Genomic DNA, 25,463 nt, shown 5'->3' with positions numbered 1-25,463 from the left:
GTACGCGGCCGATCCGGTTGATCAGCCGCGCCCCGCCGCCGAGACCGGTCACCGGCAGGCGGCGGGCCACACACACCCCGGTACAGCGCGTCAGAGCAGCAGAGCGATGGCGCGCACGGCCGCCGCACACAGGGCGACGAACCCGCCCAGCACGGCGAGTGCGCGCAACCCGTCCCGGCGCAGGTCGGGCAGCCGCTGGCCGATCCGTTCGATCTCGCGGCCGGTGACCCCGCCGCACAGCATCCCGAACACCACACCCGCCACCGTGACGGGCGCGGCCTGCTGCCACCAGCTCGAGTCGATCTGCCCGCCACCGGTCGCCCAGAGCGCCCCGCCCGCCGCCACCGCGACGGGCAGGCCGGGCCACACGACGGCGGTCACCGCCGCCCCGGTCAGCGCGGCCGGGAAGAACAGCACCCGCAGCGCCGCCCGCGTCCGCCGCGCGCTGCGCTTCCTGACCATCCAGTGGCTCATCCACAGCGACCTGGTCAGCACCACGAGCACCGTCGTGATCGCGATCGACGCGATCGGATAGATCACGGTCACCACCACGCACGGCACCGCCAGCACGGCGAGCAGCAGCAGCGCGCCGTTGCCCGCGGGCAGCGTCGTCGACGACTGGGCCCGCGCCCCGGCCGTACGCCGCTCCTGCGGCTTGGCCGCCGCGGCGCGACTCCTGACCGCGGCGGCGGTGCGCTGGCGCGGCGTGGCCGCCTTGGGCCGCGGCCCGGTGACCTTCTCGCCGCCCGCCCGCGCCCGCGGCGCCGGAACCTGGCTCTCAGCCGGGGTACGCCCGCGCGCCGCCGCGCCCTTGCCCTCAGTGCCCTTGCCCGGCGCGCCCTTGCCTTCCGTGCCCGTCCTCGCGCGCGCCACCGCGGCACCCTTGCCGTCGGGCACGGCCCGGCTCCCGGTACGTGTCCTCGGCGCCGGCACCTTCCCCTCGGACGGCATCGGGTTCGGCCGGCTTCGCGCGGACCGCGCCTCCTCGGAGATCCTGCTGCGCAGGGCCGTCCCCTTGTTGCCGCCCTCCTCCGCCGCGTCGGCGGCGCGCCCGCCGGCGGGGGAAGGCTCCGCGTCGGCCGCGCTGGCCTTGGCCAGCCGGGACAGCCGGTCGGCCAGCAGCGCCGCCGTGGGGCGCTTGCCGGGCTCCCGGTTGAGCGCCGCCCGCACCAGCGGCAACAGCTCCACGGGCACGCCCTTCAGGTCGGCCTGCCCGTTGAGCACCGCATACATCTGCGCCTCGGCCGTCCCCCGCCCGAACGCCGGCCGTCCCGTCGCCGCGAACGCCACCGTGGCCGCCCACGCGTGGATGTCGGCGGGCGAGTCGACCTGCTCGTCGGCGAAGATCTCGGGCGCGGTGTAACCGGGCGTGCCGAGGAACGTGCCCGTCATGGTGAGCCGGGTGGCGTCGAGCACCTGGGCGATGCCGAAGTCGATCAGCACCGGCCCCTCGGCGCCCATGATGATGTTGCCCGGCTTGAGGTCGCGGTGGATGACCCCGGCGGCGTGGATGATCGCCAGCGCCGCGGCGATGCCCTGAGCCATGTCGACGAGCTCCGACACCCCGAGCGGCCCGCTCCGGCGCACGCGTTCGAGCAGCGTGACACCCTCGATGTGCTCCATCACGAGGTACGGGCGGGCGCCGTCGAGGTCGGCATCGAGCACCTTGGCCACGTACGGGCTCTCGACCCGGCGCAGCGCGCGCACCTCGCGCTCCAGCCGCACCCGCGCGGTCGTGTCCTCTGCCAGATCGTGCAGGACCTTCAGCGCGACCTGTTCGCCGCGGCGGGTGGAAGCGAGATAGACCTCACCCATCCCACCCCGGCCGAGCCGCTCGACCAAGGTGTACGGCCCGACCTTGCCGAGCTTGCTCACCGTCCCTCCCCGCCGGGCGCGCCCATAAGGGACACAACCCTAGCGCCGGTTCCTGTTCTGCCGCGTGCGGCACGCCGAAGGTTTACCGGCGAGTGTGCTCGGTGAGCATGCGGTCGAGTTCGACCGTGGGCGCGTCCGCCAGCGGACGGCGCTCGGTCCTGCGCCAGTTGATGTGACCGCGGCTCTCCAGCCAGAGCAGCAGCCGGTCGGCGCCGAACAGCACCGCGGCCGAGAACACGAGGGCGACGACGATTTCCATGCCTGCCAGTCAACCCGCGACGCCCGGCGCCGGTCAGACCGACACGCCGCCTAACCGGCCACCACCGTACCCTCTGACGTGCGCAAATGCCCCTCACCCGTATAGATCCACTTGGTGGAGGTCAGCTCCGGCAGGCCCATCGGGCCGCGCGCGTGCAGCTTCTGCGTGGAGATGCCGATCTCGGCCCCGAACCCGAACTCGCCGCCGTCGGTGAACCGCGTCGAGGCGTTGACCGCGACGGCCGCCGAGTCGACCAGGGCGACGAACCTGCGGGCGGCCCGCTGCGAGCGGGTGACGATGGCGTCGGTGTGCCCCGAGCCGTACCGCCTGATGTGCGTCACCGCCTCCTCCAGCGATCCGACGACCGCGGCGGCGATGTCGAGGGAGACGTACTCGGTGAGGTAGTCGTCCTCGGTGGCGGGCACGACCTCGCCGTAGCGGGCGATCCGCTCGTCGCCGTGCACGGTCACCCCGGCCTCGCGCAGCGCCTCCAGCGCCCGCGGCACGAACGCGTCGGCGATCTCCTCGTGGACGAGGAACGTCTCGGCCGCGTTGCACACCGACGGCCGCTGCGCCTTGGCGTTGAGCAGGATCTGCACGGCCAGCTCGACGTCGGCCTCGGCGTCGACGTAGACGTGGCAGTTGCCGACGCCGGTCTCGATGACCGGCACCGTCGACTCCTCGACCACGGAGTTGATCAGGGACGCGCCCCCACGCGGGATCAGCACGTCGACCAGCCCGCGGGCCCGCATGAGCTCCTTGACCGAGTCACGGGTCTGCCCCGGCACGAGCTGCACCGCCTCCGCGGGCACCTCCGTGGCCTGCAGCGCCTCCTGCATGACCTGCACCAGGGCGGTGTTGGAGGCGTACGCGCTGGAGGAGCCCCGCAGCAGCACCGCGTTGCCGCTCTTCAGACAGAGCGCGGCGGCGTCCACGGTGACGTTGGGACGGCCCTCGTAGATGATGCCGATCACGCCGATCGGCACCCTGACCTGGCGCAGCTCCAGCCCGTTGGGCAGCGTCGAGCCGCGGACGACCTCGCCGACCGGGTCGGGCAGGTCGGCCACCTGGCGTACGGCGTCGGCGATCGCCGCGACGCGCGACTCGTCGAGCCGCAACCGGTCGATCATCGTCTCCGCGGTGCCCTGCGCCCTGGCCCGCTCGACGTCGCGGGCGTTGGCCTCGACGATCTCCGCCGCGCGTGCGACGAGCGCGTCGGCGAGCACGCGCAGCGCGTGGTCCTTCGGCGCCCGCGGCAGCGGGGCAAGCTCGGCGGCGGCCTCTCGTGCCGCGTGGGCGACCTTCAGGAACTCAGTGCTCATCGCTCCGCTCCGCTGCTCAGGGCCGACGTGCCCGGATCGCCGCGCCCGTGCCGCCCCCGTCGGGCGGCACGGACCTCAGCTCTGGGTTTCCAGTATGACGATGTCATCACGGTGGATCAGCTCGCGTTCATATTCCGGACCCAGCGCGCTCGCCAGCTCCTTCGTGGAGCGGCCGAGCAGGCCGGGGATCTCGGTCGCGTCGAAGTTGACCAGCCCGCGGGCCACCACGAACCCCTGCGGGCCGCACAGGTCGACCGGGTCGCCCGCGGCGAACTCGCCCTCCACCGACGTCACACCGGCCGGCAGCAGCGACTTGCGCCGCGCCACGATCGCCTCGACCGCACCGCCGTCGAGATACAGCCGGCCGCGCCCGGTGGTGGCGTGCGCGAGCCACAGCAGGCGCGTGCCTGGGTGCCGGCCGTCGGGGTGGAAGTAGGTGCCGACCTCGGCTCCGGCGAGCGCCTGGGCCGCGTGGGCGGCGGCGGTGAGCACCACGGGCACGCCCGCGCCGGTGGCGATCCTGGCGGCCTGCACCTTCGTGACCATGCCGCCGGTGCCGACCGCCGCGCCGTTCCTGCCCAGCTCGACCCCGGCGAGGTCCTCGGGGCCGCGGACCTCCGCGAGGCGCCGCGTGCCCGGACGGCTCGGCGGGCCGTCGTAGAGCGCGTCGACGTCGGACAGCAGCATCAGCGCGTCGGCGTGGATCAGATGGGCCACGAGCGCCGCCAGCCGGTCGTTGTCGCCGAACCGGATCTCATCGGTGGCCACCGTGTCGTTCTCGTTGACGATGGGCACGATGCCCAGCTCGAGCAGCCGGTTGAGGGTGCGCTGGGCGTTGGCGTGGTGAACCCGCCGCATCATGTCGTCGGCCGTCAGCAGCACCTGCCCGACCCGCAGCGCATAGCGGGCGAAGGACGAGGTGTAGCGGGCGACGAGCACCCCCTGCCCGACGGATGCGGCCGCCTGCTGCGTCGCCAGGTCGCGCGGTCGCGCGCTCAGCCCGAGCGGGCCGAGGCCCGCAGCGATGGCCCCGGAGGAGACCAGGACAACCTGCGTCCCGGTACGGCGCCGCGCCGACAGCACGTCCACCAGGGCGTCGACACGGTCGACGTCGATCGTGCCCTGAGGGGTGGTGAGCGAGGAGGAGCCGACCTTGACCACGACTTTCGAAGCAGAGGCGATCTGTTCCCGCACGTCTAGCAGCCTATCCGCTCCCGCCCCCTACCCCGGATCCCCCGACCCCGGCCCACCAGCCCCGCAAGCACCACCGCCACCGCAGCTACCACCCCTCCCTCACCATCGATCAAGCAGAACCCGGACACATGAACGCAGCCCACGCCCCCTCAGGGCCCACAAATCGCCGCGTCCCATAACCAACATCACCAGCATTCAGGGGCACGGAGGTGAGCGAGATCACCCACGCCAATGCCCTCGTCAACCAGCACCCGTCATCGAGGGCCGCCTGGGCGAGCCGGCACCCACTCCACCTTCGCCACAGGTGCCTCAGCGTGGCTCCCCATCCTGGCGTGGATCTGCGCGGCTTCGTCGCCCGCCCGCTCGACCAGGCCGCGGTCGGTGAGCGCGGTGAGCGCGAGCAGAAGTGGACGCACCCACCCTCGGCCTGATCGCATTGACGGCCCCCAGCCGTCGCACCACCGGCGCCCGCGTCCCCCCACGCGTTGATCGCACGTTGCGGACCCCAGCCGTCGCACCGCCGGCGCCCGCGTCCCCCACGCGTTGATCGCACGTTGCGGACCCCAGCCGTCGCACCGCCGGCGCCCGCGTCCCCCACGCGTTGGTCGGACTTGGCGGACCCCAGCCGTCGCACCAATCGAACTCGCCGATTTGCCCGCGCGTTGATCGCGCCGGGCCCGCCCAACCCTCATCACGGCCGTCTCAACGACCCCATCCACCCTCGGGTGATCGCGGTCGACGACCCCACGCCCGCCGCGAGCGCTCAGCGGCCCGCCCTCGCATCGATCACGCCTCGGCGAACCATCCGCCACGCACCAACCGCGATCGGCGAACTTTCGCCCGCCGCGCGTGCTCGGCGGCCACCCTCACATCAATCGCGCTCAGCACTTACCGTCGCATCGATGACTCGCGGCGAGCCCCCGTCCGCCCACGCGCTGACCGTGCGCGGGGCGCCAACCCCAGCTCTCAGCCGTTGACACGCCGCGCCTGCCGCGCCCGTACCGCGGAGAAGCCAACCCCGGCCCTGGCCGTCGACACGCTGCGCCCGCTGGGCCCGTACCGTAGAGGCGCCATCCGGTTGGAGGCGCCTCTGGCGGCGTCGGTGCTACGCCAGGCGGTTGTCGGTGCCGCGCGGTCCCTGCCTGATCGACTCGGCGTGCAGCGTGGGCTGCCAGTCGAAGACGTAGCCGCCCTCCATCGAGCCGATGACCACCTCCGCCCCCGGCTGGGCCCCGGCCTTGGCCAGCTGCTCCTCGACCCCGAGCCGCTCGAGCCGGTCGGCGAGGTAGCCGACGGCCTCGTCGTTGCTGAAGTCGGTCTGCCGGATCCACCGCTCGGGCTTCTCACCGGTGATCTGGAACAGGTTGTCGTTGACCCGCCGCACCTTGAACCCGGCCTCGCCGAGCTGCTTGGGACGGATCACCAGCCGCGTGGGCTCCTCGACCGGCTTGTTCGCCCGCGCCGCCGCGACCCACTCGCCCATCGCGTACGTGAGCTCCCGCAACCCGTCATGCGTGGCGGCCGAGATCGTGAAGACCTGCAGCCCCTTCTCCTCGAACTCGGCCGCGACCATCTCGGCCAGCTCCCGCGCGTCGGGCACGTCGGCCTTGTTCAGCACGATCATCCGCGGCCGGTCCTCGAGCTTCCCGTACGCCCGCAGTTCGGCCTCGATCACCTCGTAGTCGGTGATCGGGTCTCGCCCGGGCTCCATCGTGGCGCAGTCGATGACGTGCACGAGCATGTCGCACCGCTCGACGTGCCGCAGGAACTCGTGCCCCAGCCCCTTGCCCTGGGAGGCCCCGGGGATCAGCCCGGGCACGTCCGCGACGGTGAAGACGTGGTCGCCCGCCGTCACGACCCCCAGGTTCGGGATCAAGGTCGTGAACGGGTAGTCAGCGATCTTCGGCTTGGCCGCGCTCAACGCGGCGATCAGCGACGACTTGCCCGCGCTCGGGAACCCGACCAGCGCCACGTCGGCGACGCTCTTCAGCTCCAGCACCACGTCCAGCTCGTCGCCCGGCTCGCCGAGCAGCGCGAACCCGGGCGCCTTGCGCTTCGTGGTGGCCAGGGCCGCGTTGCCGAGCCCGCCGTGCCCGCCCTCGGCGAGCACGTACCGAGTGCCCGCCCCCACGAGGTCGACCAGCACCTCACCGGTCACGGCGTTCTTCACCACGGTGCCGTTGGGCACGGGCAGGACGACGTCCTCGCCGTTGGCGCCGTCGCGGTTGGCGCCCTGCCCCTGCTTGCCGTTCTCCGCCTTGCGGTGCGGACGGCGGTGGTAGTCGAGCAGCGTCGCCGTGTTGGGGTCGACCTCGAGAATGAGGTCGCCGCCACGCCCGCCGTTGCCGCCGTCGGGCCCGCCGAGCGGCTTGAACTTCTCCCGGTGGATGGAGGCGCACCCGTTCCCTCCGTCACCGGCCTTGACGTGCAGGACCACCTGGTCCACGAAGTCCGGCATCTCGCATTCCTCCATCACCCCACCAGGGGCATCTCATACCAACACAACGAGACCACAGACGCCCGTAATCCGTACGGCGGCCCCGCATCCCACCAGCGCTCGAGACCTCGAACACCGGCACCCCTGCATCCACCGGCACCCGGACCCCCGGGACACCCGGCGACTCCACTTCGCACCAGCACCCGGAAAAACGCCGAAACCCCCGCGTCCCTCCGACGCCCCTGGACCTCGCACGGTGGAGCTCGCCCAGAAATCCAGGCGCTCGGCGACCCTGTACCAGTACAGGGCCCGAAACCCCTGGCCACTCAACGCGCTCGAACCCGCACTCAACACCCCAGGAAAAGCTCAAGGGGTGGATCGGTAGATCCACCCCTTGACGCGAAACCCGAGGTCGCCGGAGAAACTACTCCGCGACGGGAACGATGCTCACGGCCCGACGGCCGCGCTTGAGACCGAACTGCACGTGGCCGGCGGCCAGCGCGAACAGCGTGTCGTCGCCACCGCGGCCCACGTTGTCACCGGGGTGGAAGTGGGTGCCACGCTGACGGACGATGATCTCGCCCGCGTTGACCAGCTGGCCACCGAAGCGCTTGACGCCCAGACGCTGGGCGTTGGAGTCACGACCGTTCCGGGTGGACGACGCGCCCTTCTTGTGTGCCATCTCTCAAACTCCCGTTCAGGCCTGCTCGATACCGGTGATCTTCACCTGGGTGTACCGCTGGCGGTGACCCTGGCGCTTCTTGTAACCGGTCTTGTTCTTGTACTTGAGAATGCGGATCTTCGGACCCTTGGTCTCACCGAGGATCTCGGCGTTGACCGTGAACTTGCCCGCCTCGGTGGTCACGTCGCCTTCGTTGACGACGAGCAACGTCGGCAGCGAAACCGAAGAGCCGACCTCGCCGGCGACCTTGTCCACCTCGAGGACGTCACCGACGGAGACCTTCTGCTGCCTGCCGCCGCAACGAACGATCGCGTACACCGCGGAACCCTTCTACTGACTCACTGTTGCTTTCGAACATCAGCCGCCCCATGAAAGGGGCTGCCGCCGAATGCTGCGCCTGTCATTCAGCCTGTCGTAACCCGACGAACCGAGTAAGCGCGCCAACAGGGCACGTCACCTGACGCACCGATTCACCAGGGTACCGGATGATCGGGCCCCTAGGCGAACCGGACGGAACGTCGGAAGTCCGCCGATTTACTCGGCCGACTTGGCTCGGCGCGAGCGTCGCCGCCCTCTGCCGGAAGTCTGGTTTGCCTGGTCGTCCTCAGCCGGGACGTCATCAAGCGCACCGGTCACGGTATCACGCCCAGAAGAGTCCTTGGCCGCGGAAACCTTGTCGGAGACCGCCTTCTCGACCGCCATCTTGCCCTGCGTGCCACGCTGCTCGGGCTTGGACTCGACCGGCTCGGTGGAAATGAGCACGCCGCGCCCGTTGCAGCACTCACACGGCGTCGAGAACGCCTCCAGCAGCCCCTGACCGACCCGCTTACGGGTCATCTGGACCAGGCCCAGCGAGGTGACCTCAGCCACCTGGTGCTTGGTCCTGTCGCGGGCCAGGCACTCCAGCATCCGGCGCAGCACCAGGTCGCGGTTCGACTCCAGCACCATGTCGATGAAGTCGATCACGATGATGCCGCCGATGTCGCGCAGCCGCAGCTGCCGGACGATCTCCTCGGCCGCCTCCAGGTTGTTCCTGGTGACGGTCTCCTCGAGGTTGCCGCCCTGGCCGGTGAACTTGCCGGTGTTGACGTCGACGACGGTCATCGCCTCCGTACGGTCGATCACCAGCGAACCGCCGCTCGGCAGCCACACCTTGCGCTCGAGCGCCTTGGCCAGCTGCTCGTCGATCCGGTACGACTCGAACACGTCGTCCTGCTCGTCCCACTTGGACAGGCGCTCGGCCAGGTGCGGCGCGACGTACTCGACGTAGTCGTCGACCGTGTCCCACGCATCGTCGCCCTGCACGACCAGCGAGGTGAAGTCCTCGTTGAACACGTCGCGCACGACCCGGATGGTCAGGTCGGGCTCGGCCGACAGCAGCTCAGGCGGGCTCGCCGACTTGGCCTTCTTCTGGATGCTCTCCCACTGGGCCGACAGCCGGGCCACGTCACGGGCCAGCTCCTCCTCGGAGGCGCCCTCGGCCGCGGTACGCACGATGACGCCCGCGTTCTCCGGCATGACCTTCTTCAGGATGCTCTTGAGCCGCGTGCGCTCCTTGTCGGGCAGCTTGCGGCTGATACCCGTCATCGACCCGTCGGGCACGTACACGAGGTAGCGGCCCGGCAGGCTGATCTGCGAGGTCAGGCGGGCGCCCTTATGGCCGATCGGGTCCTTCGTGACCTGCACGAGCACCGACTGGCCCGACTTCAGCGCCGACTCGATGCGCTTGGGCTGGCCCTCCATCCCGGCGGTGTCGAAGTTGACCTCGCCCGCGTAGAGCACCGCGTTACGGCCCTTGCCGATGTCCACGAACGCCGCCTCCATCGACGGCAGCACGTTCTGCACCTTGCCGAGGTAGACGTTGCCCACGTAGGACTGGCTGGCCTCGCGGTTGACGTAGTGCTCGACGAGGACGCCGTCCTCCAGCACCGCGATCTGCGTCCGGTCGCCCTGGCGGCGCACCACCATCATGCGGTCGACGGACTCGCGGCGGGCCAGGAACTCCGACTCGGTGATGATCGGCGGGCGCCTGCGCCCGAGCTCGCGTCCCTCACGGCGGCGCTGCTTCTTGGCCTCCAGCCGGGTCGATCCGCGCACGCTCTGCACGCCGTCGGTGGCGGTGTCGAGCGCCGCCCGCCCGGAACGCGGCGCGCGGATGCGCACCACCGTGTTCGGCGGGTCGTCACCGGTCGGCTCGGCGACCTCCTCGGTGCCGCGGCGGCGACGACGGCGACGACGACGCGAGGTGGACGTCTCCTCCTGGGGCTCGTCCTCCGACTGCTCGTCGTCGGACTCCTCCTCCGACTCCTCGCCGTCCTCGGCCTCGTCCCGCTCCCGGGACTTGCCGCGACCGCGTCCGCCACGACGGCGGCGACGGCGGCGACTGCCGCCGTCCTCTTCCTGGTCGTCGGCGGTGTCGAGGTCGTTGTCGTCCTCGACGACCGCTTCCTCGACCGTGTCCTCCGCGTCTTCCGGCTCCTCGACCGGCGCCGGCGGCTCGGCGGCCTGCACGACCGCGGGCGTGGCCCGGCTGGGGTCAGGCGCCTGGAACAGCGGCGCGAAGATGGCCGCCGGCCGCCTGAACGAGGCCGCGGACTCGCTCTGCCGCTGCACCGTCAATCCGAACGGGTCGGAGAGCAGGCTGGGCCGCACGACGTCGTCGTCCAGGTCCTCGCCGGCGGGCTCGTCGTCGAGCGGCTCTTCCTCGGGCAGGATCTCGACGATGTCCTCGTCGTCCTCCGCGGCCGCGGGCGTCTCGGCCTCGACTGCGCCCGCGGGCGCAGTCTCGAGTTCGCCGGAGACCGCTTCGTCAGCGGGCGTCTCGTCGGCGCTCACGACCGCGACCTCTTCCGCCTCGGCCTTCTTGCGCGTACGGCGCCGCTTCGGCGCCTCCACGGCCGGCTCGGCGGCGCTCTCGCCGCCCTCGGCGGCGACCGGCTCACCCTCCGCCGCCTCAGCGGCCTTCTTCGTCGTACGCCGCCGCGTGGTCGTCGCGGTGGACCGCGTCCTCGTACGCTTCGGCTTCTCGGCGACACCCTCGGCCTCGACGGCAGCGGACTCACCGGCAGCCTCACCGGCCGCGGGCTCGACGGCGCTCTCCTCGCCCTCGCCCTCGCCATCGGCATGGGACGCGGCGAAAGCGGGAACGGTGGTGACAGCGCCGGCCTCGGCGGCCGCCTCGAGAAGTTCGGGCGCGGGCTCCCCCGCGGCGCGCTGCACCGCGTTCGTCCGCACCGGCTGCACATCGGCCACCTGTGGTGCGGCCTTCGCGGCGATGACGGTGACCGGAACGGAGGCCGGCTCCTCGGGCGGCTCGGGCGGTGGGCCCGCCGGGCGGCTGGCGGAGCGGCGACGTGCGGTCACCTTGGGCTGTTCAATTGTCTCCCCGTCAGGGCCATGGGCCCCGGCGTTGGGCTCGTTGTCGAGCATGCGGGCGCTCTCCCGTCAGCTCCCGGGCGCGTCGCCGCGCCGCGCAGGAGCTCTCGTGTCTCGTTGTCCGCCGGCACGCCCGTGGCGGGCGCACCGGCGCCAAGTCCTGTCAGCGGTCGCGCCCCGCTCGCGCGAGGCACTTCCTTAACCAGCGACGTGCTCACCCACCGGCCCCGCCTCGCCGCCGCGCGTGATGTCGCGGTCCAGGTCGAGCGGGTCGGCAAGCGCACCGGTGCTGGCGTCGAGCGGCCCCTGCGCCAGCCTGGTCACCTCGGGGGGAACCGGCGGCGCGAAGTCGGCCACAAGGCGCAGCCCTGTGAGCACATCGTCGGGTCGAACGGCAGGCGTCATGTGCCGAACAACCATGCGCAGTATGACACACGACTGTCCGCCCACTTGAGCTGCGGTTCTTTCTGCTCCCTCGGAAACCTCGAGCTCCATGACGGCCTGTCGCGCGTCGAAGCGGCGGGGCCCCTTCTTCGTGAGGCGCTCGACTTCCACCGTGCCCGCCGCGAGAAACTTCTCCACCGCCACCTCGGCGAGTTCGCGATCGGCACCGGACAGCCGCACCTCCCACTCGGAGACCTCCAAGCGATCGGCCAGCCCGCCCGTACCCGCCTCCACGACGTCGAGGACATCGAGCCCGTACGGCAACGACTCGTCCAGCCACTGTCTGACCTGGACGGGATCGCACGGCGTGGTGACGCCGATCTCGAGGTACTCGGCTTCGCTGGCGACACCGGTCGGCGCCGCGCCCGCGTAGGAGATCTTCGGGTGGGGCGAGAAGCCCGCGCTGTAGGCCACCGGAATGCCGGCACGGCGGACCGCTCTTTCGACGGCCCGCGAGATGTCGCGGTGGCTGGTGAAGCGCAGGCGGCCGCGCTTGGCGTAACGCACACGCAGGCGCTGCACCGTAGGCGCGGGCGGAGGCCCTTCGGGAACAGGTTTCAGAGCTTGTCGTCCTTCCTCGTCAGAGTTCCTTCGTCTCAGGATAAGCCGCGTCGGCGGGTGTCTGTGTACACCGAGGCACGGACCGCCCACCGAGCGCGCTAGACCACCGTGAGGGGAAGGAGTTTCTTGCCGGTCGGACCGATCTGGATCTCGGTGCCCATCGTGGGACAGACACCGCAGTCGTAGCAGGGGGTCCAGCGGCAGTCCTCGACCTCGCTGCCGGAGACGGCCTCCTGCCAGTCCTGCCACAGCCATTCACGGTCGAGGCCGGCGTCGAGGTGGTCCCACGGAAGGACTTCGTTCTCCTCCCGCTCACGCGTGGTGTACCAGCTGACGTCGACGCCCGCCTGCTCGGCGGCGGCCATCCAACGCTCGTAGGAGAAGTGCTCGCTCCACCCGTCGAACCTGCCGCCGTCCTCCCAGACGGCCCTGATCACCGCGCCGACCCTGCGGTCGCCGCGCGACAGCAGGCCCTCCACGATGGACGGTTTGCCGTCGTGGTAGCGGTAACCGATGGCCCGGCCGTACTCCCTGTCGTTCCTGAGCGCGTCGCGCAGCTCCTTGAGCCGCCGGTCGACGGTCTCGGCGTCGGTCTGCCCCGCCCACTGGAACGGCGTGTGCGGCTTGGGCACGAAGCCGCCGATGGAGACCGTGCAGCGGATGTCGCGGCTGCCGGTCGCCTCACGGCCCGCCTTGATGACCTTCTTGGCCAGGTCGGCGATGCCGAGCACGTCCTCGTCGGTCTCGGTGGGCAGCCCGCACATGAAGTAGAGCTTGACCTGCCGCCAGCCCTGCGAGTAGGCGGTGGTGACGGTGCGGATGAGGTCTTCCTCGGTGACCATCTTGTTGATCACCTTGCGCATCCGCTCCGAGCCGCCCTCCGGCGCGAACGTCAGACCCGAACGCCTGCCGTTCCTGGAGAACTCGTTGGCCAGGTCGATGTTGAACGCGTCGACCCTGGTGGAGGGCAGCGACAGCGAGGTGTTGGTGCCCTCGTAGCGATCGGCCAGGCCCTTGGCCACGTCGGCGATCTCGGAGTGGTCGGCCGACGACAGCGACAGCAGACCGACCTCGTTGAAGCCGGACTCCTTGATGCCGTTCTCGACCATCGCCCCGATCGTGGTGATGGAACGCTCGCGCACCGGACGGGTGATCATGCCCGCCTGGCAGAAGCGGCACCCGCGCGTGCAGCCGCGGAAGATCTCCACGCTGAACCGCTCGTGCACCGTCTCGGCCAGCGGCACCAGCGGCTTCTTCGGGTACGGCCACTCGTCGAGGTCCATCACGGTGTGCTTGTGCACCCGCCACGGCACGTCGGCGCGGTTGGGCGCGACCCGCTTGATGCGGCCGTCGTCGTGGTACTCGACGTCATAGAACTTCGGCACGTAGACGCCGCCGGACTCGGCCAGCCGCATGAGCAGCTCGTCACGGCCGCCGGGCCGGCCCTCGGCCTTCCACTCGCGGATGACCTCGGAGATGGCGATCGAGATCTGCTCACCGTCGCCGAGCACCGCCGCGTCGAGGAAGTCGGCGATCGGCTCGGGATTGAAGGCCGCGTGGCCGCCGGCGAGCACGATCGGGTCGTCCTCGCCGCGGTCGACGGCGAGCAGTGGGATGCCGGCCAGATCGAGCGCCGTCAGCATGTTGGTGTAGCCGAGCTCGGTCGAGAACGACAACCCGAGGACGTCGAACGCGCGCACCGGCCGGTGGGCGTCGACGGTGAACTGCGGGACGCCCTCGGCCCTCATGAGGGCCTCGAGATCGGGCCAGACCGCGTACGTACGCTCGGCCAGCGTGCCGGGGAGCTCGTTGAGGATCTCGTAGAGGATCGCCACGCCCTGATTGGGCAGCCCGACCTCGTAGGCATCCGGGTACATCAACGCCCACCTCACGTCGGCGGAGTCCCAGTCCTTGACGGTCGAGTTGAGCTCACCCCCGACGTACTGGATGGGCTTCTGCACCTTGGGCAGCAGCGCTTCCAGGCGGTGGAAAATCGACTCGACAGGCATACGGTCCAGGGTAGCGGCGCCCCGGCGCTGCCGGGTCCTGACCGGCCTTGATCGAGCCACTTCGGCCGCGGGTTCACCGGCAGCGCAACCGCCACACGCCGCGCTAGGTGAACGTCCGGCGGCGCACCTTGATCGCCTGCAGAAGCCCGACAGCGATGAGGTTGGCGAAGGTGGCGGTGCCGCCGTAGGAGACGAACGGCAGCGGAAGTCCGGTGATCGGCATGATCCCGATCGTCATCCCCACGTTGACGAACGTCTGGAACGCGAACCAGCACACGATCATGCCCGCGACGAGCGTCCCGAACCGGTCCTCGCACTCCCGGGCGATCTTCAGCCCGCGCATCAGCACGATGCCGAGCAGTATCACGACGGTGACCGACCCGAGGAACCCGAACTCCTCCCCCACCACGGTGAAGATGAAGTCGGTGTGCTGCTCGGGCACGAACCGCCCGGTCGTCTGCCCGCCGCCGAGCAGCCCCTTGCCGAGCAACTGCCCAGAACCGATCGCGATCAGCGACTGCGTGCTGTTGTAGCCGACCCCGCGCGGATCGACGCTCGGATCGACGAACGCCGTGAATCGCGCCACCTGGTACGGCTCCAGCATCTGGAAGTAGATCACCGCGAACACCCCGGCGCCCGACAGCAGCGCCAGCAGCACGATCCAGCGCTTCCGCACGCCCGCGATGATCAGCCCGGAAGCCGCGATCACCGCCAGCACCATGCCGGTGCCGAGGTCGGGCTGCAGCATCACCAGCCCGATCGTGATGCCCGCCGCCAGCAGCACCAGCGCCATGTCGATGCCGCGCGGCCGGTCGGTGCCCTCGGACGGCTGCGCCAGCAGCATCGCGATGATCAAAAGCAGCCCGACCTTGGAGAACTCGGACGGCTGCACCGCGAATCCGCCACCGAGCAGGATCCACGAGTGCGACCCGTTGATCGTCGCCCCGAGCGGCGTGAGGACGAGCCCCAGCCCCACCAGCGACAGCAGGAACACCAGCGGCGCGTACGCCCGCATCACCCGATGGTCGACCATGGCGACGAGCCCGCACACCACGAGCCCCAGGGCCTCGTTGAGCAGGTGCTTCTTGACCAGGCCGGTCGAGCCGGGCGCCCACGTCCTGGTGGACGACCAGACCAGCAGCGTGCCGATCACGCACAGCCCCGCCACCGCGACCAGCATCAGCCCGTCGAGGCGGCGCACGGTCGAGTTCTCCTGGGCCATCCGCTGGAACAGCGAGGGCCTCTGCACCGCCACCGCACGCGCGATCATCGACGGATCACCGTCCCGTCAGGGGCGAACTTCGGCAGCTTGGTCGTCAGCCGCCCGCCGGGCACGGCCGCCCGCTGCTTGATCCCGTAGATGCCCTCGTAGATCTCGCGCACGGCCGGCGCAGCGGTGGAGCCGCCCATGCCGCCCTGGGAGATCATCGCGACGACGACGTACTGCGGGTTCTTCGTCGGCGCGAACGAGGCGAACCAGGAGGTGTCCCTCTTCCCCCACACCTCGGCCGTACCGGTCTTGCCCCCGACGCGGATCTTGTCCATCGGCCAGCCGGAGAAGGCCCCGGCCGCGGTGCCGTCGGCGGCCACCTGGCTGAGCGCGTTCTTGATGTAGAGCCGTTCCTTCTCGGTGAGCGGGAGCTTGCCCACCACCGGCACCGGGATGGTCTTGACCACCTTGCCGTCAGGACGCACCTGCGCCCACCCGATGCGCGGGCTGCGCACCTTGCCGTCGCTCACCAGCGCCATGTACGCCCGGGCCAGCTGCAGCGGCGTGACCAGCACGTCGCCCTGCCCGATGGAGAAGTTGGCCGCGTCACCGGGCCGCAGCAGGAACCCTTCCTCACAGTTCTCCAGGGCGAGCCGCTTCAGGAACTCCGCTCGCGCCCGGTCCTTCACCTCGGGGTAGCCCTTGCGCGACCGCTCGCAGTTGGTCGCGCTCGTCTGGTTCCACAGGTTCTTCTTCCAGGCGCGGTCGGGGATGCGGCCCGCGGACTCGCCCGGCAGGTCGATGCCGGTCGGCTTGCCGAACCCGAACTGCCGGGCCACGTTGGCGAAGATCTCCTTCGGCTTCTTCTTCGGTGTGCGCCCGCCGTCCTTGAGGTACTGCTCGTACGACGACCGGTAGAAGATCGTGTCGCACGACTTGACCAGCGCCGTGTGCAACGTGAGCGTGCCGAGCCCGATGCCGCGGAAGTTGTTGAACGCCCGCCCGCCCACGGTGTAGGAGCCCGGGCAGGTGTAGGTGCCCTTCAGCGGGTAGCCTGCGCGCAGCATCGACGTCACCGACGTGACCTTGAACGTCGAACCAGGAGCGAACTGACCGTTGATGGCCCGCGACACGAGCGGTTTGCCGGACTTCTCCGACATCAGCCATTGGTAGCCGCGCGCCGAGATGCCACCGGCCCAGATCTCCGGGTCGTACCCGGGCGAGCTGGCGAGCGCCACGACCCGACCCGTACGGGCGTCGAGCACCACACCGGCCCCGCCGTCAGCGCCCGGCGCGTTCTTCATCGCCTTGTTGACCGCCTTCTCCACCACGGCCTGCACCCGCGCGTCGATGCTCGTCACCAGGTGGTCGCCGGGCACAGGGGTGGTCTGCGCCTCCACGCCCAGCGGCTTGCCCATGCGGTCGACCTGGACCCGCCGCAGGCCCGCCTTGCCGCGCAGCGCCTGGTCGTAGACGTATTCGAGCCCGTCGCGCCCGACGAGGTCGACACCGGAGAAAGCGGCCTTGAGCCCCTCACGCTTCTCGAGCTCGGCCTCGGTGACCGGCTGCAGGTAGCCGAGCATCTGAGCTCCGGCCCTGCCACCGGGGTACTGCCGGACGGAATGGATCTCCGCCGTCACACCGGGGAACTCTTCCTGCCGTTCGAGGATCTGCAGCGCCTCACGGGTGTCGACCTTCTCGTCCAGCGGCACAGGCTGGTACGGCGACCCCGTCCAGCACGGCTTGCCCACCCCCGGCCCGCACGGACGGATGCGCTGCTGCAGGTCCTTCACCGGACGGCCGAGCACCGCCGACAGCTTCTTCAGCACCGCCAGGCCCCCGTCGGGCATCCTGGACAGCTGAGTACGGTCCACGGACACGACCAGTGCGGTCTTGTTGCGGACGAGCGGCCGCCCCGACGAATCGAGGATCTGACCGCGCACGGCCGGAACGATCACCGTCCGGGTACGCGTCTCCGTCGCCCGTGTCACGAACTCCTGCCCCCGCACCACCTGCACCTGCCACAGGCGCACGGCCAGCACCGCGAGCAGTGCCAGCACGAGCACGTGCAGCATCAGCAGCCGGGCCCGCATCCTGGTCATGTCAGAAACCTCACCTGTCTGCTCCGGGTGGCCAGCCACACCACGACCGGGGAGACCAACAGCGTGTAGACGATGGTGACGGGCACCTGTGTGCTCAGCATCGGCATCGTCACCCGCGGATCGGACATCAGCGCGCCCACCCCCGCGGTCGCCAGCGGCGCCAGCAGCACGCACAGCACCACGGTCGGGACCGGCCCGCCGATGCCCCGCCCTGCGAGGTAACCCACCAGCGCGTACACGAACGCGTTCTGCCCGACCAGGTGGGCGCTCGGCGGCATGACGTCGGCCAGCAGCCCGGCGAAGAACCCGAGCACCGCCCCCGAGGACGGACCCCGCGTCCACGCCGCGGCGATGACGGTGAGCAGCACCAGGTCAGGTGCGCCCCCGGCGGGCAGCGGAAGGCGGTTGACCACCATGACCTGCGCGAGCAGCGCCGCGAGCACGGACAGCCAGCCGATCACCTGACCCCCTCCCCGTCGGGCGCGGCCGCAGCCCGCAACCCGCTCACCGCTGCTTCTCCTTCTTCGGTGCGACCTTGGGCGCGACCGCCTCGCGGTCCTCGCGCGTCGGCGCCGCCACCACGACACCGACCACGTCGAGCGCCGTCAGGTCGGCGTACGGCCGGGCGTAGGCGATGCGGGTGAGCTCTCCGGGAGTGGCCTCGACCCGCTCGATGATCCCGATGGGCACACCCGGCGCGTACGGTTTGCCGTCCTTGGACCCGAAGCTGACGATCCGCCCGCCCCTGCTCAGCGGCGCCGTGGAGTCGAGCAGCCGGAACTGCACCAGCCGCCCGTTCTCGCCGACCCCGTGGACGACACCGATCTCCTTGTCGCCCTCGAGCCGCGCGCCGACGGCCGATGCGAGATCGCTGATCAGCAGCACCGTCGAGCTGTGCGGCGAGGTGTACAGCACGCGCCCGACCAGCCCGTCACCGTTGAGCACGGTCATCTCCGGCTGCACCCCGTCGGCCGAGCCCACGTCGATCTGCACGGAATCTTCGAAGCCGGGCAGCCCGCGCCGCGCGACCACGTTGGCCGTGACCACCTTGTAGCCCTTGTCCCTCGTGAGCCCGAGCAGCCGCTCCAGTTCCTTGGCGCGGCCCGCGTCGAGCCGGCCCGCGACCAGGCTCGCGCGCAGTTCGGCGTTCTCCTTCTGCAGCGCATCGATGCGCCGCTGGGCGCTCGGCGCGTCCAGGATCGACTGCACGAACGCGCCGACCGGGCGGACCACTCCCACACCGAACTGCTGCACCGTGCCGAGGACGGTCGCTCCCGCCGTACGCAACTGGCGCAGCGGAGAGCTCTCGCCCGCGCGATGGTCGATGGTCAGGGCGACCAGGGCCACCGAGAGCAGCACTCCCAGGACCAGCCGGCCACGGCGAGAGTCTCTCATCAGTGTCGTGACTCCGGCACCAGGACCTGCTGGAGAGCCTCGAACTCCTCGGCACACTTGCCGGACCCGATGGCGACCGAGTCGAGGGGGTTGTCCACCAGGTGCACGGGCATGCCCGTCTCGTCCTTCACCCGCTCGTCGAGCCCTCTCAGCAGGGCGCCCCCACCGGTGAGCGCGATGCCGCGGTCCATGATGTCGCCGGACAGCTCGGGAGGGCACTTGTCGAGCGTGCTCTTGACCGCGTCGACGATCGCGTTGACCGGCTCCTCGGTGGCCTTCCTGATCTCTTCGCTCGACACCACGATGGTCTTGGGCAGCCCGCTGATCAGGTCGCGCCCGCGGATCTCGGCGTGCAGCTCCTCACCGACGGGGCACGCCGAGCCGATCGCCATCTTGATCTCCTCGGCGGTGCGCTCGCCCAGCATCAGCGAGAACTCCTTCTTCGCGAACGTCATCACCGCCTGGTCGAGCTCGTCGCCGCCGACCCGGATCGACTGGCTGGTGACCACGCCGCCCATCGAGATGATCGCCACCTCGGTCGTGCCGCCCCCGATGTCGACGACCATGTTGCCGGTGGGCTCGTGCACTGGAAGACCGGCGCCGATGGCCGCCGCCATCGGCTCTTCGATGATGTAGACCTTCCGGGCACCGGCCTGGTAGCCGGCCTCTTTGACGGCCCGCTGCTCGACACTGGTGATGCCACTGGGAACGGCGATGATGATGCGCGGCTTGGCGAAATGACGTCGTTTGTGGACGCGCTGGATGAAATAGCGCAACATCCGTTCGGTGACGTCGAAATCCGCGATAACGCCGTCCTTGAGCGGGCGAACCGCGACGACGTTGCCGGGCGTACGACCGATCATCCGCTTGGCCTCGATGCCAACCGCCACGATCTTGCCGGTGACGGTGTTGATCGCCACGACTGACGGCTCGTTGAGCACGATGCCGCGGCCCCGCACATAGACAAGCGTGTTGGCGGTGCCGAGGTCGACCGCCATGTCACGGCCGAGGAACGCGAGCTTGCTGCCCATGGGGAACGGAGCCCTCCGTAACGTCGTTCGCGAATGACTACGGATCGAATTCGAATCGTAACGTGACGTACCCGCCGATGGACGCAATGAGCCGCCGTGACTGTCAAAATTCTCCAGCCGCTACCTCAACCGCAACTTTGCCCGGTTTGCACCACAACATCCGGTGCCTGCCGGCACCGTTCACGTGGCAAGACAGCGAAAACAGTAGGTGAAGCCTCAGACAATTCCTGGCCGGCCCGCACCCACGTGACCGTACGCGGTTCGACCGACAAAAAAGCGCGCCCGCGCAGCCGGAGCTGCACGGGCGCGCGGAGAAAAGGACGGCTCAGAACCGGTCCGGGAAGAAGATCTTGATCTCCCTGGCGGCCGACTCGGGCGAGTCGGAGCCGTGGACGACGTTCTCGCCGATCTCAAGGGCGTGGTCGCCGCGGATCGTGCCGGGGGCCGACTTGACCGGGTCGGTGGCGCCCGCCAGCGCGCGGAAGGCCTCGACGGCACGCGGGCCCTCGAGCACCAGCGCGACGAGCGGACCCGAGGTGATGAACTCCACCAGCTCGCCGAAGAACGGCCGCTCGGAGTGCTCGGCGTAGTGCGCCTTGGCGGTGTCGGCGTCGAGGGTGCGGAGGTCCATCGCCACGACCTTGAGGCCCTTGCGCTCCACGCGGGCGATCACGTCACCGATGAGGCCGCGCTTTACCCCGTCGGGCTTGATCAGGACAAGAGTGCGCTCGGACACTTGTAGTTCTCCTTCGAACAGAATGGGGTCGCGGCCACAGGCGCCCGGCCTGGCCGCGGAGGACGCTTCGCGGGGCTGCACGCCCACACGTCGCCGTAGCGGGCCTCAGCTTACCGTTCTCCGCCCCTGCCCTCGTTTCCGTACGGAAGCCGTTTCATGGCGAGGACGCGTCCTCAGGGGACTGACCCTGCGGCGGCACCGTAGGAAGCCGCTTGTCGTCGCCGCCTGCGGCCGGCGCCTCCCCCTTCCGCCCGTCGTCACTGGCGGCCGGCGCCTCTCCCCTCCGCCCGTCACCTTCCTCGGCGGACGGGACGAGCAGCACGTCCCCCACCGGCCCGCCCGCGCAGGGCAGGCGCTCCGGCGTGTTCTCCGGCGGCTGCTCCCCGCGACGCGCCCACACGGCGACCAGCGCGATGATCAGCACCACCAGGAACCCGCCGATCAGCGCCCACCAGTGCAGCGCGCCCACGAACCCGTCGACCAGCTCCTGCACCGAGCGCGCCCCGTCCAGCATGGCCATCTGCACGCCCGTGCCGAGCAGGAACCCCGCGAGCAGCCCCGCGACCCCCAGCGACAACCCGAACGCCGCCGCCCCGAACGTGACCTCCTGCAGCGTCGCCGTCAACGCCACCGCCGCACCCACCACGAGCAGACCGAACGGCAGCACCAGCGGCAGCCCGTCGGCCGACGGCACGACGAGCCGTACCGAACACAGGCCTGCCACCATGGCCAGCAGACCCAACGGCGCCAGCCACCGCCCGGCCGCGGGCGCGTGCAGCCGCACCCACACCGACACGGCGACGGCGAGCACCCCCGCCACCCCGTACGGCAGCCACAGCCCGCGCAACCCCGGCCCGCCGAGGCCGCCCATCTCGACCATCGTGATCTGCGCGGCGCTCGGCAGCAGCACAAGCCCCACGGCCACCGCGGTATACGCGACCGTACGGCTCTCCGCGGCCCCGATCGACGCCATGACGAGCAGCGCCGTGACCGCCACCGCCGCCAGCACGATCACCCAGCCCGCGCGCCACCCCTCCGAGGCCGTGCTCACCGCCACGACCGCGATGCCGACGGCGGGCCCCGCCGACAGCAGCACCCGGCCGCGCTCCACCACGTCCGGCACAGGAGCGGCGGGACGGCCGGACAGCGTCCACACCCCCAGGTGCACCGCGGCCAGCGCAAGCGCGACCCCCGTCACCAGCGGGTACGGCTGCAGCGTCACCCGCCAGCTGTCAACGTCGTCGAGCGGCCACAGCGCGAACGCCTGCGCGACCAGCAGGCTCAGGCAGAACACACCCACCCACAGAGCCCGCAGGACCGGCGTACGCGCCCAGACGGCCGCGAGCGTGGCCGGAAGGACCAGTCCGGCCCCGACGCCGCGCAGCACGCGAACGACGCCGACGACGAACTCAGAGCCCGCGTACCCGCCCGCCGCGTCGGACACCGCCACCAACGCGAGCCCGGCCACCAGCACGTACGCGGCCGGGACCCGGCGCAGCGCCACAGCGGCGAGCGGGACGGTGAGCATCAACGCCGGCAGGGCGAGCCCTTGGGTGCGCATGAGCCCGGCCTGGTCAAGGTCGCCGGGCAGCAGACCGGCGACAACGGACAGGGTGTTGGGGATCGAGACGATCGCCAACGGCAGCGACGTGACAAGGATCAGCCCGAGCAGCACGTCGAGCTGCCACCGAAATCTGTGGCCAGCCGAGTCGGACGACCGCTGGCTTGGGGGGACGGCCATAAAGGCCGACTTTAGCGGGAAGTAGCGCCCTCGACACGGCGAGCGACGAGAATGGCCGTGATCCACAGTGCGGCAAAGATCGCACCGAGGACGAACATCATCGACACCACGAACCCGGTGCAGATCGCCAGCACCTGCACGACGCTGCCCAAGACGTACCCGATCGGCTTCTTGAGCAGACCCGCGGCCACCACACACAGCACGGCGAGCCCGATGCCCACGGTCACGGCCAGCCAGGGCGTCACCCCGCCGACGCGGATCGCCACCGGCGTGACCAGAGCGGCGACGATGGCCTCCATGCCGAGCACACTCGAGCCCAGCCTGCGCATCCCGGGGGTGACCTCGAAGTTCATCATGGCCTCTCCACCTTGAGCAGGTGGCGGGCGTCTCCCGCGGTCACCACCGACCCCGTGATGAACACACCCGTGCCGCTGAACTCACCCGCGGCGTCCGCCATGGCGATGCCCTTGTCGATGGCGTCATCGAGGCGATCGACGACATGCACGCGATCCTCACCGAACAGCGGCCCGGCCAGCGCAGCGAGCTCCTCCGGAGGCATGCACCTCGGCGACGAGTTCCGCGTCACGATGATCTCGTCGAGTATGGGCTCCAGCAGCTCCAGCAGCCCGTCGACGTCCTTGTCACGCATGACCGCGAGGACGCCGATCACCTTCGCGAAGTCGAACGCCTCGTGCAGGCCCTCCAGCGTCGCCTGCATGCCGCCGGGATTGTGCGCGGCGTCCACCACCACCGTCGGCGTACGCCTCACGACCTCCATCCGTCCCGGCGAGGACGCCTGGGCGAACGCCTGACGTACCAGGTCGGCGTCGAGCGGGTCGTCGCCGCCCGTCAGCGCTTCGACGGCGGCCAGCGCGCAGGCGGCGTTACTCGCCTGGTGGGCGCCGTACAGCGGCAGGTAGACCTCGTCGTACACGCCCTTCAGGCCGCGCAACGTGAGCAACTGCCCGCCGATCGCGACCTCGCGGCTCAGCACCCCGAACTCCAGCCCCTCACGAGCCACGACCGCGCCGACCTCGGCCGCGCGCCGCATCAGCACCTCGGCGGCCGCGAGCTCCTGCTGGGCGAACACCGCCGTCGTGCCGGGCTTGATGATGCCCGCCTTCTCACCGGCGATGCTCGCGACGTCAGGACCGAGGCGGTCGGTGTGGTCCAGCGAAATCGGAGTGATCACCGACACGGCTCCGTCGGCGACGTTGGTGGCGTCCCACGACCCGCCCATGCCGGTCTCGATGACCGCGACGTCGACCGGAGTGTCGCTGAACGCCGCGAACGCCATCGCCGTCAGCAGCTCGAAGAACTGGATACGACGTCCGCCGGCGTCGGTGAGCTCGACGTAGGGGATGATCTCCTCGTAGACCTCGGCGAACCGCTCCTCGCTCAGCGGCTCGCCGTCGACGGTGATCCGCTCACGCATCGAGACGAGGTGCGGGCTGGTGAACCTCCCCACCCGCAGATTTCGCTCCTTGAGCAGCGCCTCCGTCAACCGGGCGGTGCTCGTCTTTCCGTTCGTCCCGGCAATGTGTATGACCGGGTACGCCCGCTGGGGCGAGCCGAGCACGTCCAGGAGGGCCGCGATCCGATCGAGCGTCGGCTCGAATTCCCACTCGACGCCACGATCCAGGATCGCGCGTTCAACCGCACGATAATCCACCCCTCAACCCTACTGACCACCACCAGCACTCCGTACGCCGAGCAGCCGCACGAGCCCACCCCCGAACGAACAGCTCCCCCACCGCCTCACCCCACCCCCGAGCCCTTGCCTCCGTGCGCTGTCATGGCCGCCGCACCTCCCGCGCAGTGGAGATGCGCACGCAGCCACAGGCACGCGCAATCGGAGATGCACCCAGCCACACAGACTGTCCCAGCCACCGACACCGATCCGCTCCAGAAACACCAAAGGGTCCCGTCAAAGACGGACCCCACAAAGAGCACTGCCCCACGACAGCCGTCGACACCTCACCCCGAGCTGTCGCCCGCTGGCCCACCTCACGGGCGCGGCTCCCGGTACGACATCCGCTACCAAGCAGTCAGTCGACAGCCGCCCATTGTCGGCCCCACCCACAACGACCAGCTGCAAGCAGCACCCGCCCGAACGGCACCATCCATACACACGACAGAAAGCCGGCCGATCAGGCGTCCTGCAAACAAAAAGGGGCCGGCCCAGCGGCACCACCCCGCAAACACAAAAAGCCCCACCGAGAACGGCGAATCCCCCAACCACGAAGGCGGCCACCCGAACAGTGGCCCCGCCGACGAACCCCGGCGGGGTCGTGCTGCCGGTGTCGGCACCCGGGGGTCCGGCCAGCTGCCTCGTGGCGTTCACGCGTGAGGGGCGCACCCTAATCAGCCGACCTCCACCACACGAAAAGAGACGCCGACCGAACTACCACCCCACCACACCCGAAACCACAGGGCCCGCCCGAACGAGCCACCCCCACCAACAAAAAACGGCCCGCCTCAACAGCGACCCCAAAACGCAGAAGCGGCCCCACCCACCAGCAGAACCTCTACAAACAAAAGGGGCCGCCTGAACAGCGACCCCCACACCACAGAACAGACCCCACCACCAGACGAAACCCCACCACACACGAAAAAAGACGCCCGCCCGAACGGGCCACCCCACAAACAAAAAAAGGGGCCCCGCCACCAGCGGAACCCCCACACACAACACACACACACAACACACACACGCGCAACACACAACACGGAACACGCAACACAAAAAAGGAGAGGGATCCCATCCCAAGGATGGAACCCCTCCCCACAAAGATTGTCCGGCGGTGACCTACTCTCCCACACCCTCCCGAGTGCAGTACCATCGGCGCAGAGAAGCTTAACTTCCGGGTTCGGAATGTAACCGGGTGTTTCCTTCCCGCCATAACCGCCGTAACCCTCCGAAACACACAAACATCACTGTTTGCTGTCTCAGAATTGCTTAGTGGACGCGAGCAAGAAAAGCCTGCTTTGAGGTCAAGTCCTCGGCCTATTAGTACCGGTCAGCTCCACACGTTACCGCGCTTCCACCTCCGGCCTATCAACCCGGTCGTCTACCGGGAGCCTTACCCCCTC

General features: G+C 70.1%; 19 protein-coding genes and 2 rRNA genes. All 21 read right to left on the bottom strand.

The annotated features are described in order from the left end of the window. Window positions 1–90: 90 nt before the first annotated feature. Window positions 91–1,875, bottom strand: a complete 1,785-nt coding sequence (locus BLR04_RS35135; protein ID WP_090773493.1) for a serine/threonine-protein kinase — start codon at window positions 1,873–1,875, stop codon at window positions 91–93. 82 nt (window positions 1,876–1,957) lie between these two features. Next, window positions 1,958–2,134, bottom strand: a complete 177-nt coding sequence (locus tag BLR04_RS41050; protein WP_176903438.1) for a hypothetical protein — start codon at window positions 2,132–2,134, stop codon at window positions 1,958–1,960. A 50-nt stretch (window positions 2,135–2,184) separates the two neighbouring features. Then, window positions 2,185–3,456, bottom strand: coding sequence for a glutamate-5-semialdehyde dehydrogenase (locus tag BLR04_RS35130; protein ID WP_090773492.1), 1,272 nt, complete (start codon window positions 3,454–3,456; stop codon window positions 2,185–2,187). Window positions 3,457–3,531: 75 nt separating this feature from the next. After that, a complete protein-coding gene (gene proB, locus BLR04_RS35125) occupies window positions 3,532–4,650 on the bottom strand; it encodes a glutamate 5-kinase (protein ID WP_393502269.1) in 1,119 nt (372 codons plus the stop codon). Window positions 4,651–5,755: 1,105 nt separating this feature from the next. Beyond that, a complete protein-coding gene (obgE, locus tag BLR04_RS35120) occupies window positions 5,756–7,108 on the bottom strand; it encodes a GTPase ObgE (protein ID WP_090773535.1) in 1,353 nt (450 codons plus the stop codon). Window positions 7,109–7,511: 403 nt separating this feature from the next. Continuing rightward, window positions 7,512–7,769 carry a 50S ribosomal protein L27 gene (gene rpmA / locus BLR04_RS35115; protein WP_090773491.1) on the bottom strand — a complete coding sequence of 86 codons (258 nt, stop codon included), beginning with the start codon at window positions 7,767–7,769 and terminating at the stop codon, window positions 7,512–7,514. Window positions 7,770–7,784: 15 nt separating this feature from the next. After that, window positions 7,785–8,087, bottom strand: a complete 303-nt coding sequence (gene rplU / locus BLR04_RS35110) for a 50S ribosomal protein L21 (RefSeq protein WP_090773490.1) — start codon at window positions 8,085–8,087, stop codon at window positions 7,785–7,787. A 216-nt stretch (window positions 8,088–8,303) separates the two neighbouring features. Beyond that, window positions 8,304–11,198, bottom strand: coding sequence for a ribonuclease E/G (locus tag BLR04_RS35105; protein ID WP_176903437.1), 2,895 nt, complete (start codon window positions 11,196–11,198; stop codon window positions 8,304–8,306). 144 nt (window positions 11,199–11,342) lie between these two features. Next, the gene (locus tag BLR04_RS35100; RefSeq protein WP_090773489.1) at window positions 11,343–12,110 is read right to left on the bottom strand and encodes a TIGR03936 family radical SAM-associated protein; all 768 of its coding nucleotides are present in this window, start codon (window positions 12,108–12,110) and stop codon (window positions 11,343–11,345) included. Between the two features lie 137 nt (window positions 12,111–12,247). Further along, window positions 12,248–14,158, bottom strand: a complete 1,911-nt coding sequence (locus BLR04_RS35095; protein WP_090773488.1) for a TIGR03960 family B12-binding radical SAM protein — start codon at window positions 14,156–14,158, stop codon at window positions 12,248–12,250. Between the two features lie 103 nt (window positions 14,159–14,261). Next, a complete protein-coding gene (gene rodA, locus BLR04_RS35090; protein WP_090773487.1) occupies window positions 14,262–15,428 on the bottom strand; it encodes a rod shape-determining protein RodA in 1,167 nt (388 codons plus the stop codon). Next, entirely contained in the window at window positions 15,425–17,470 is a 2,046-nt protein-coding gene (gene mrdA, locus BLR04_RS35085) for a penicillin-binding protein 2 (RefSeq protein ID WP_090773486.1), read from the bottom strand. Before mrdA ends, rodA begins: the two co-directional genes overlap by 4 nt. Then, window positions 17,467–17,931, bottom strand: coding sequence for a rod shape-determining protein MreD (gene mreD / locus BLR04_RS35080; protein WP_090773485.1), 465 nt, complete (start codon window positions 17,929–17,931; stop codon window positions 17,467–17,469). The genes mrdA and mreD overlap by 4 nt, the downstream gene beginning before the upstream one ends. Window positions 17,932–17,974: 43 nt before the next feature. Continuing rightward, the gene (mreC, locus tag BLR04_RS35075; protein WP_090773484.1) at window positions 17,975–18,865 is read right to left on the bottom strand and encodes a rod shape-determining protein MreC; all 891 of its coding nucleotides are present in this window, start codon (window positions 18,863–18,865) and stop codon (window positions 17,975–17,977) included. Then, the gene (locus tag BLR04_RS35070; RefSeq protein ID WP_090773483.1) at window positions 18,865–19,896 is read right to left on the bottom strand and encodes a rod shape-determining protein; all 1,032 of its coding nucleotides are present in this window, start codon (window positions 19,894–19,896) and stop codon (window positions 18,865–18,867) included. The genes mreC and BLR04_RS35070 overlap by 1 nt, the downstream gene beginning before the upstream one ends. Before the next feature lie 325 nt (window positions 19,897–20,221). Further along, window positions 20,222–20,632, bottom strand: a complete 411-nt coding sequence (gene ndk, locus BLR04_RS35065) for a nucleoside-diphosphate kinase (protein WP_090773482.1) — start codon at window positions 20,630–20,632, stop codon at window positions 20,222–20,224. Between the two features lie 154 nt (window positions 20,633–20,786). Beyond that, window positions 20,787–22,373, bottom strand: a complete 1,587-nt coding sequence (locus BLR04_RS35060) for an ABC transporter permease family protein (protein WP_143022351.1) — start codon at window positions 22,371–22,373, stop codon at window positions 20,787–20,789. Window positions 22,374–22,384: 11 nt separating this feature from the next. After that, on the bottom strand, window positions 22,385–22,729 hold the full coding sequence (locus BLR04_RS35055) for a DUF4233 domain-containing protein (RefSeq protein WP_218129288.1): 345 nt from the start codon (window positions 22,727–22,729) through the stop codon (window positions 22,385–22,387). Then, window positions 22,726–24,045: a bifunctional folylpolyglutamate synthase/dihydrofolate synthase gene (locus tag BLR04_RS35050; protein ID WP_090773480.1), complete on the bottom strand. Its 1,320-nt coding sequence runs from the start codon at window positions 24,043–24,045 to the stop codon at window positions 22,726–22,728. Before BLR04_RS35050 ends, BLR04_RS35055 begins: the two co-directional genes overlap by 4 nt. Before the next feature lie 1,121 nt (window positions 24,046–25,166). Next, a 5S ribosomal RNA gene (rrf, locus tag BLR04_RS35045) occupies window positions 25,167–25,283 on the bottom strand. Between the two features lie 77 nt (window positions 25,284–25,360). After that, window positions 25,361–25,463: ribosomal RNA gene (locus BLR04_RS35040) — 23S ribosomal RNA — on the bottom strand; the annotation flags it as partial.

Origin of the sequence: Nonomuraea maritima, from assembly GCF_900100395.1 — a bacterium.
Classification (GTDB): Bacteria; Actinomycetota; Actinomycetes; order Streptosporangiales; family Streptosporangiaceae; genus Nonomuraea; species Nonomuraea maritima.
Note: the sequence above shows the minus strand (reverse complement) of the source record. Positions and strands in the feature narration are given on the sequence as shown.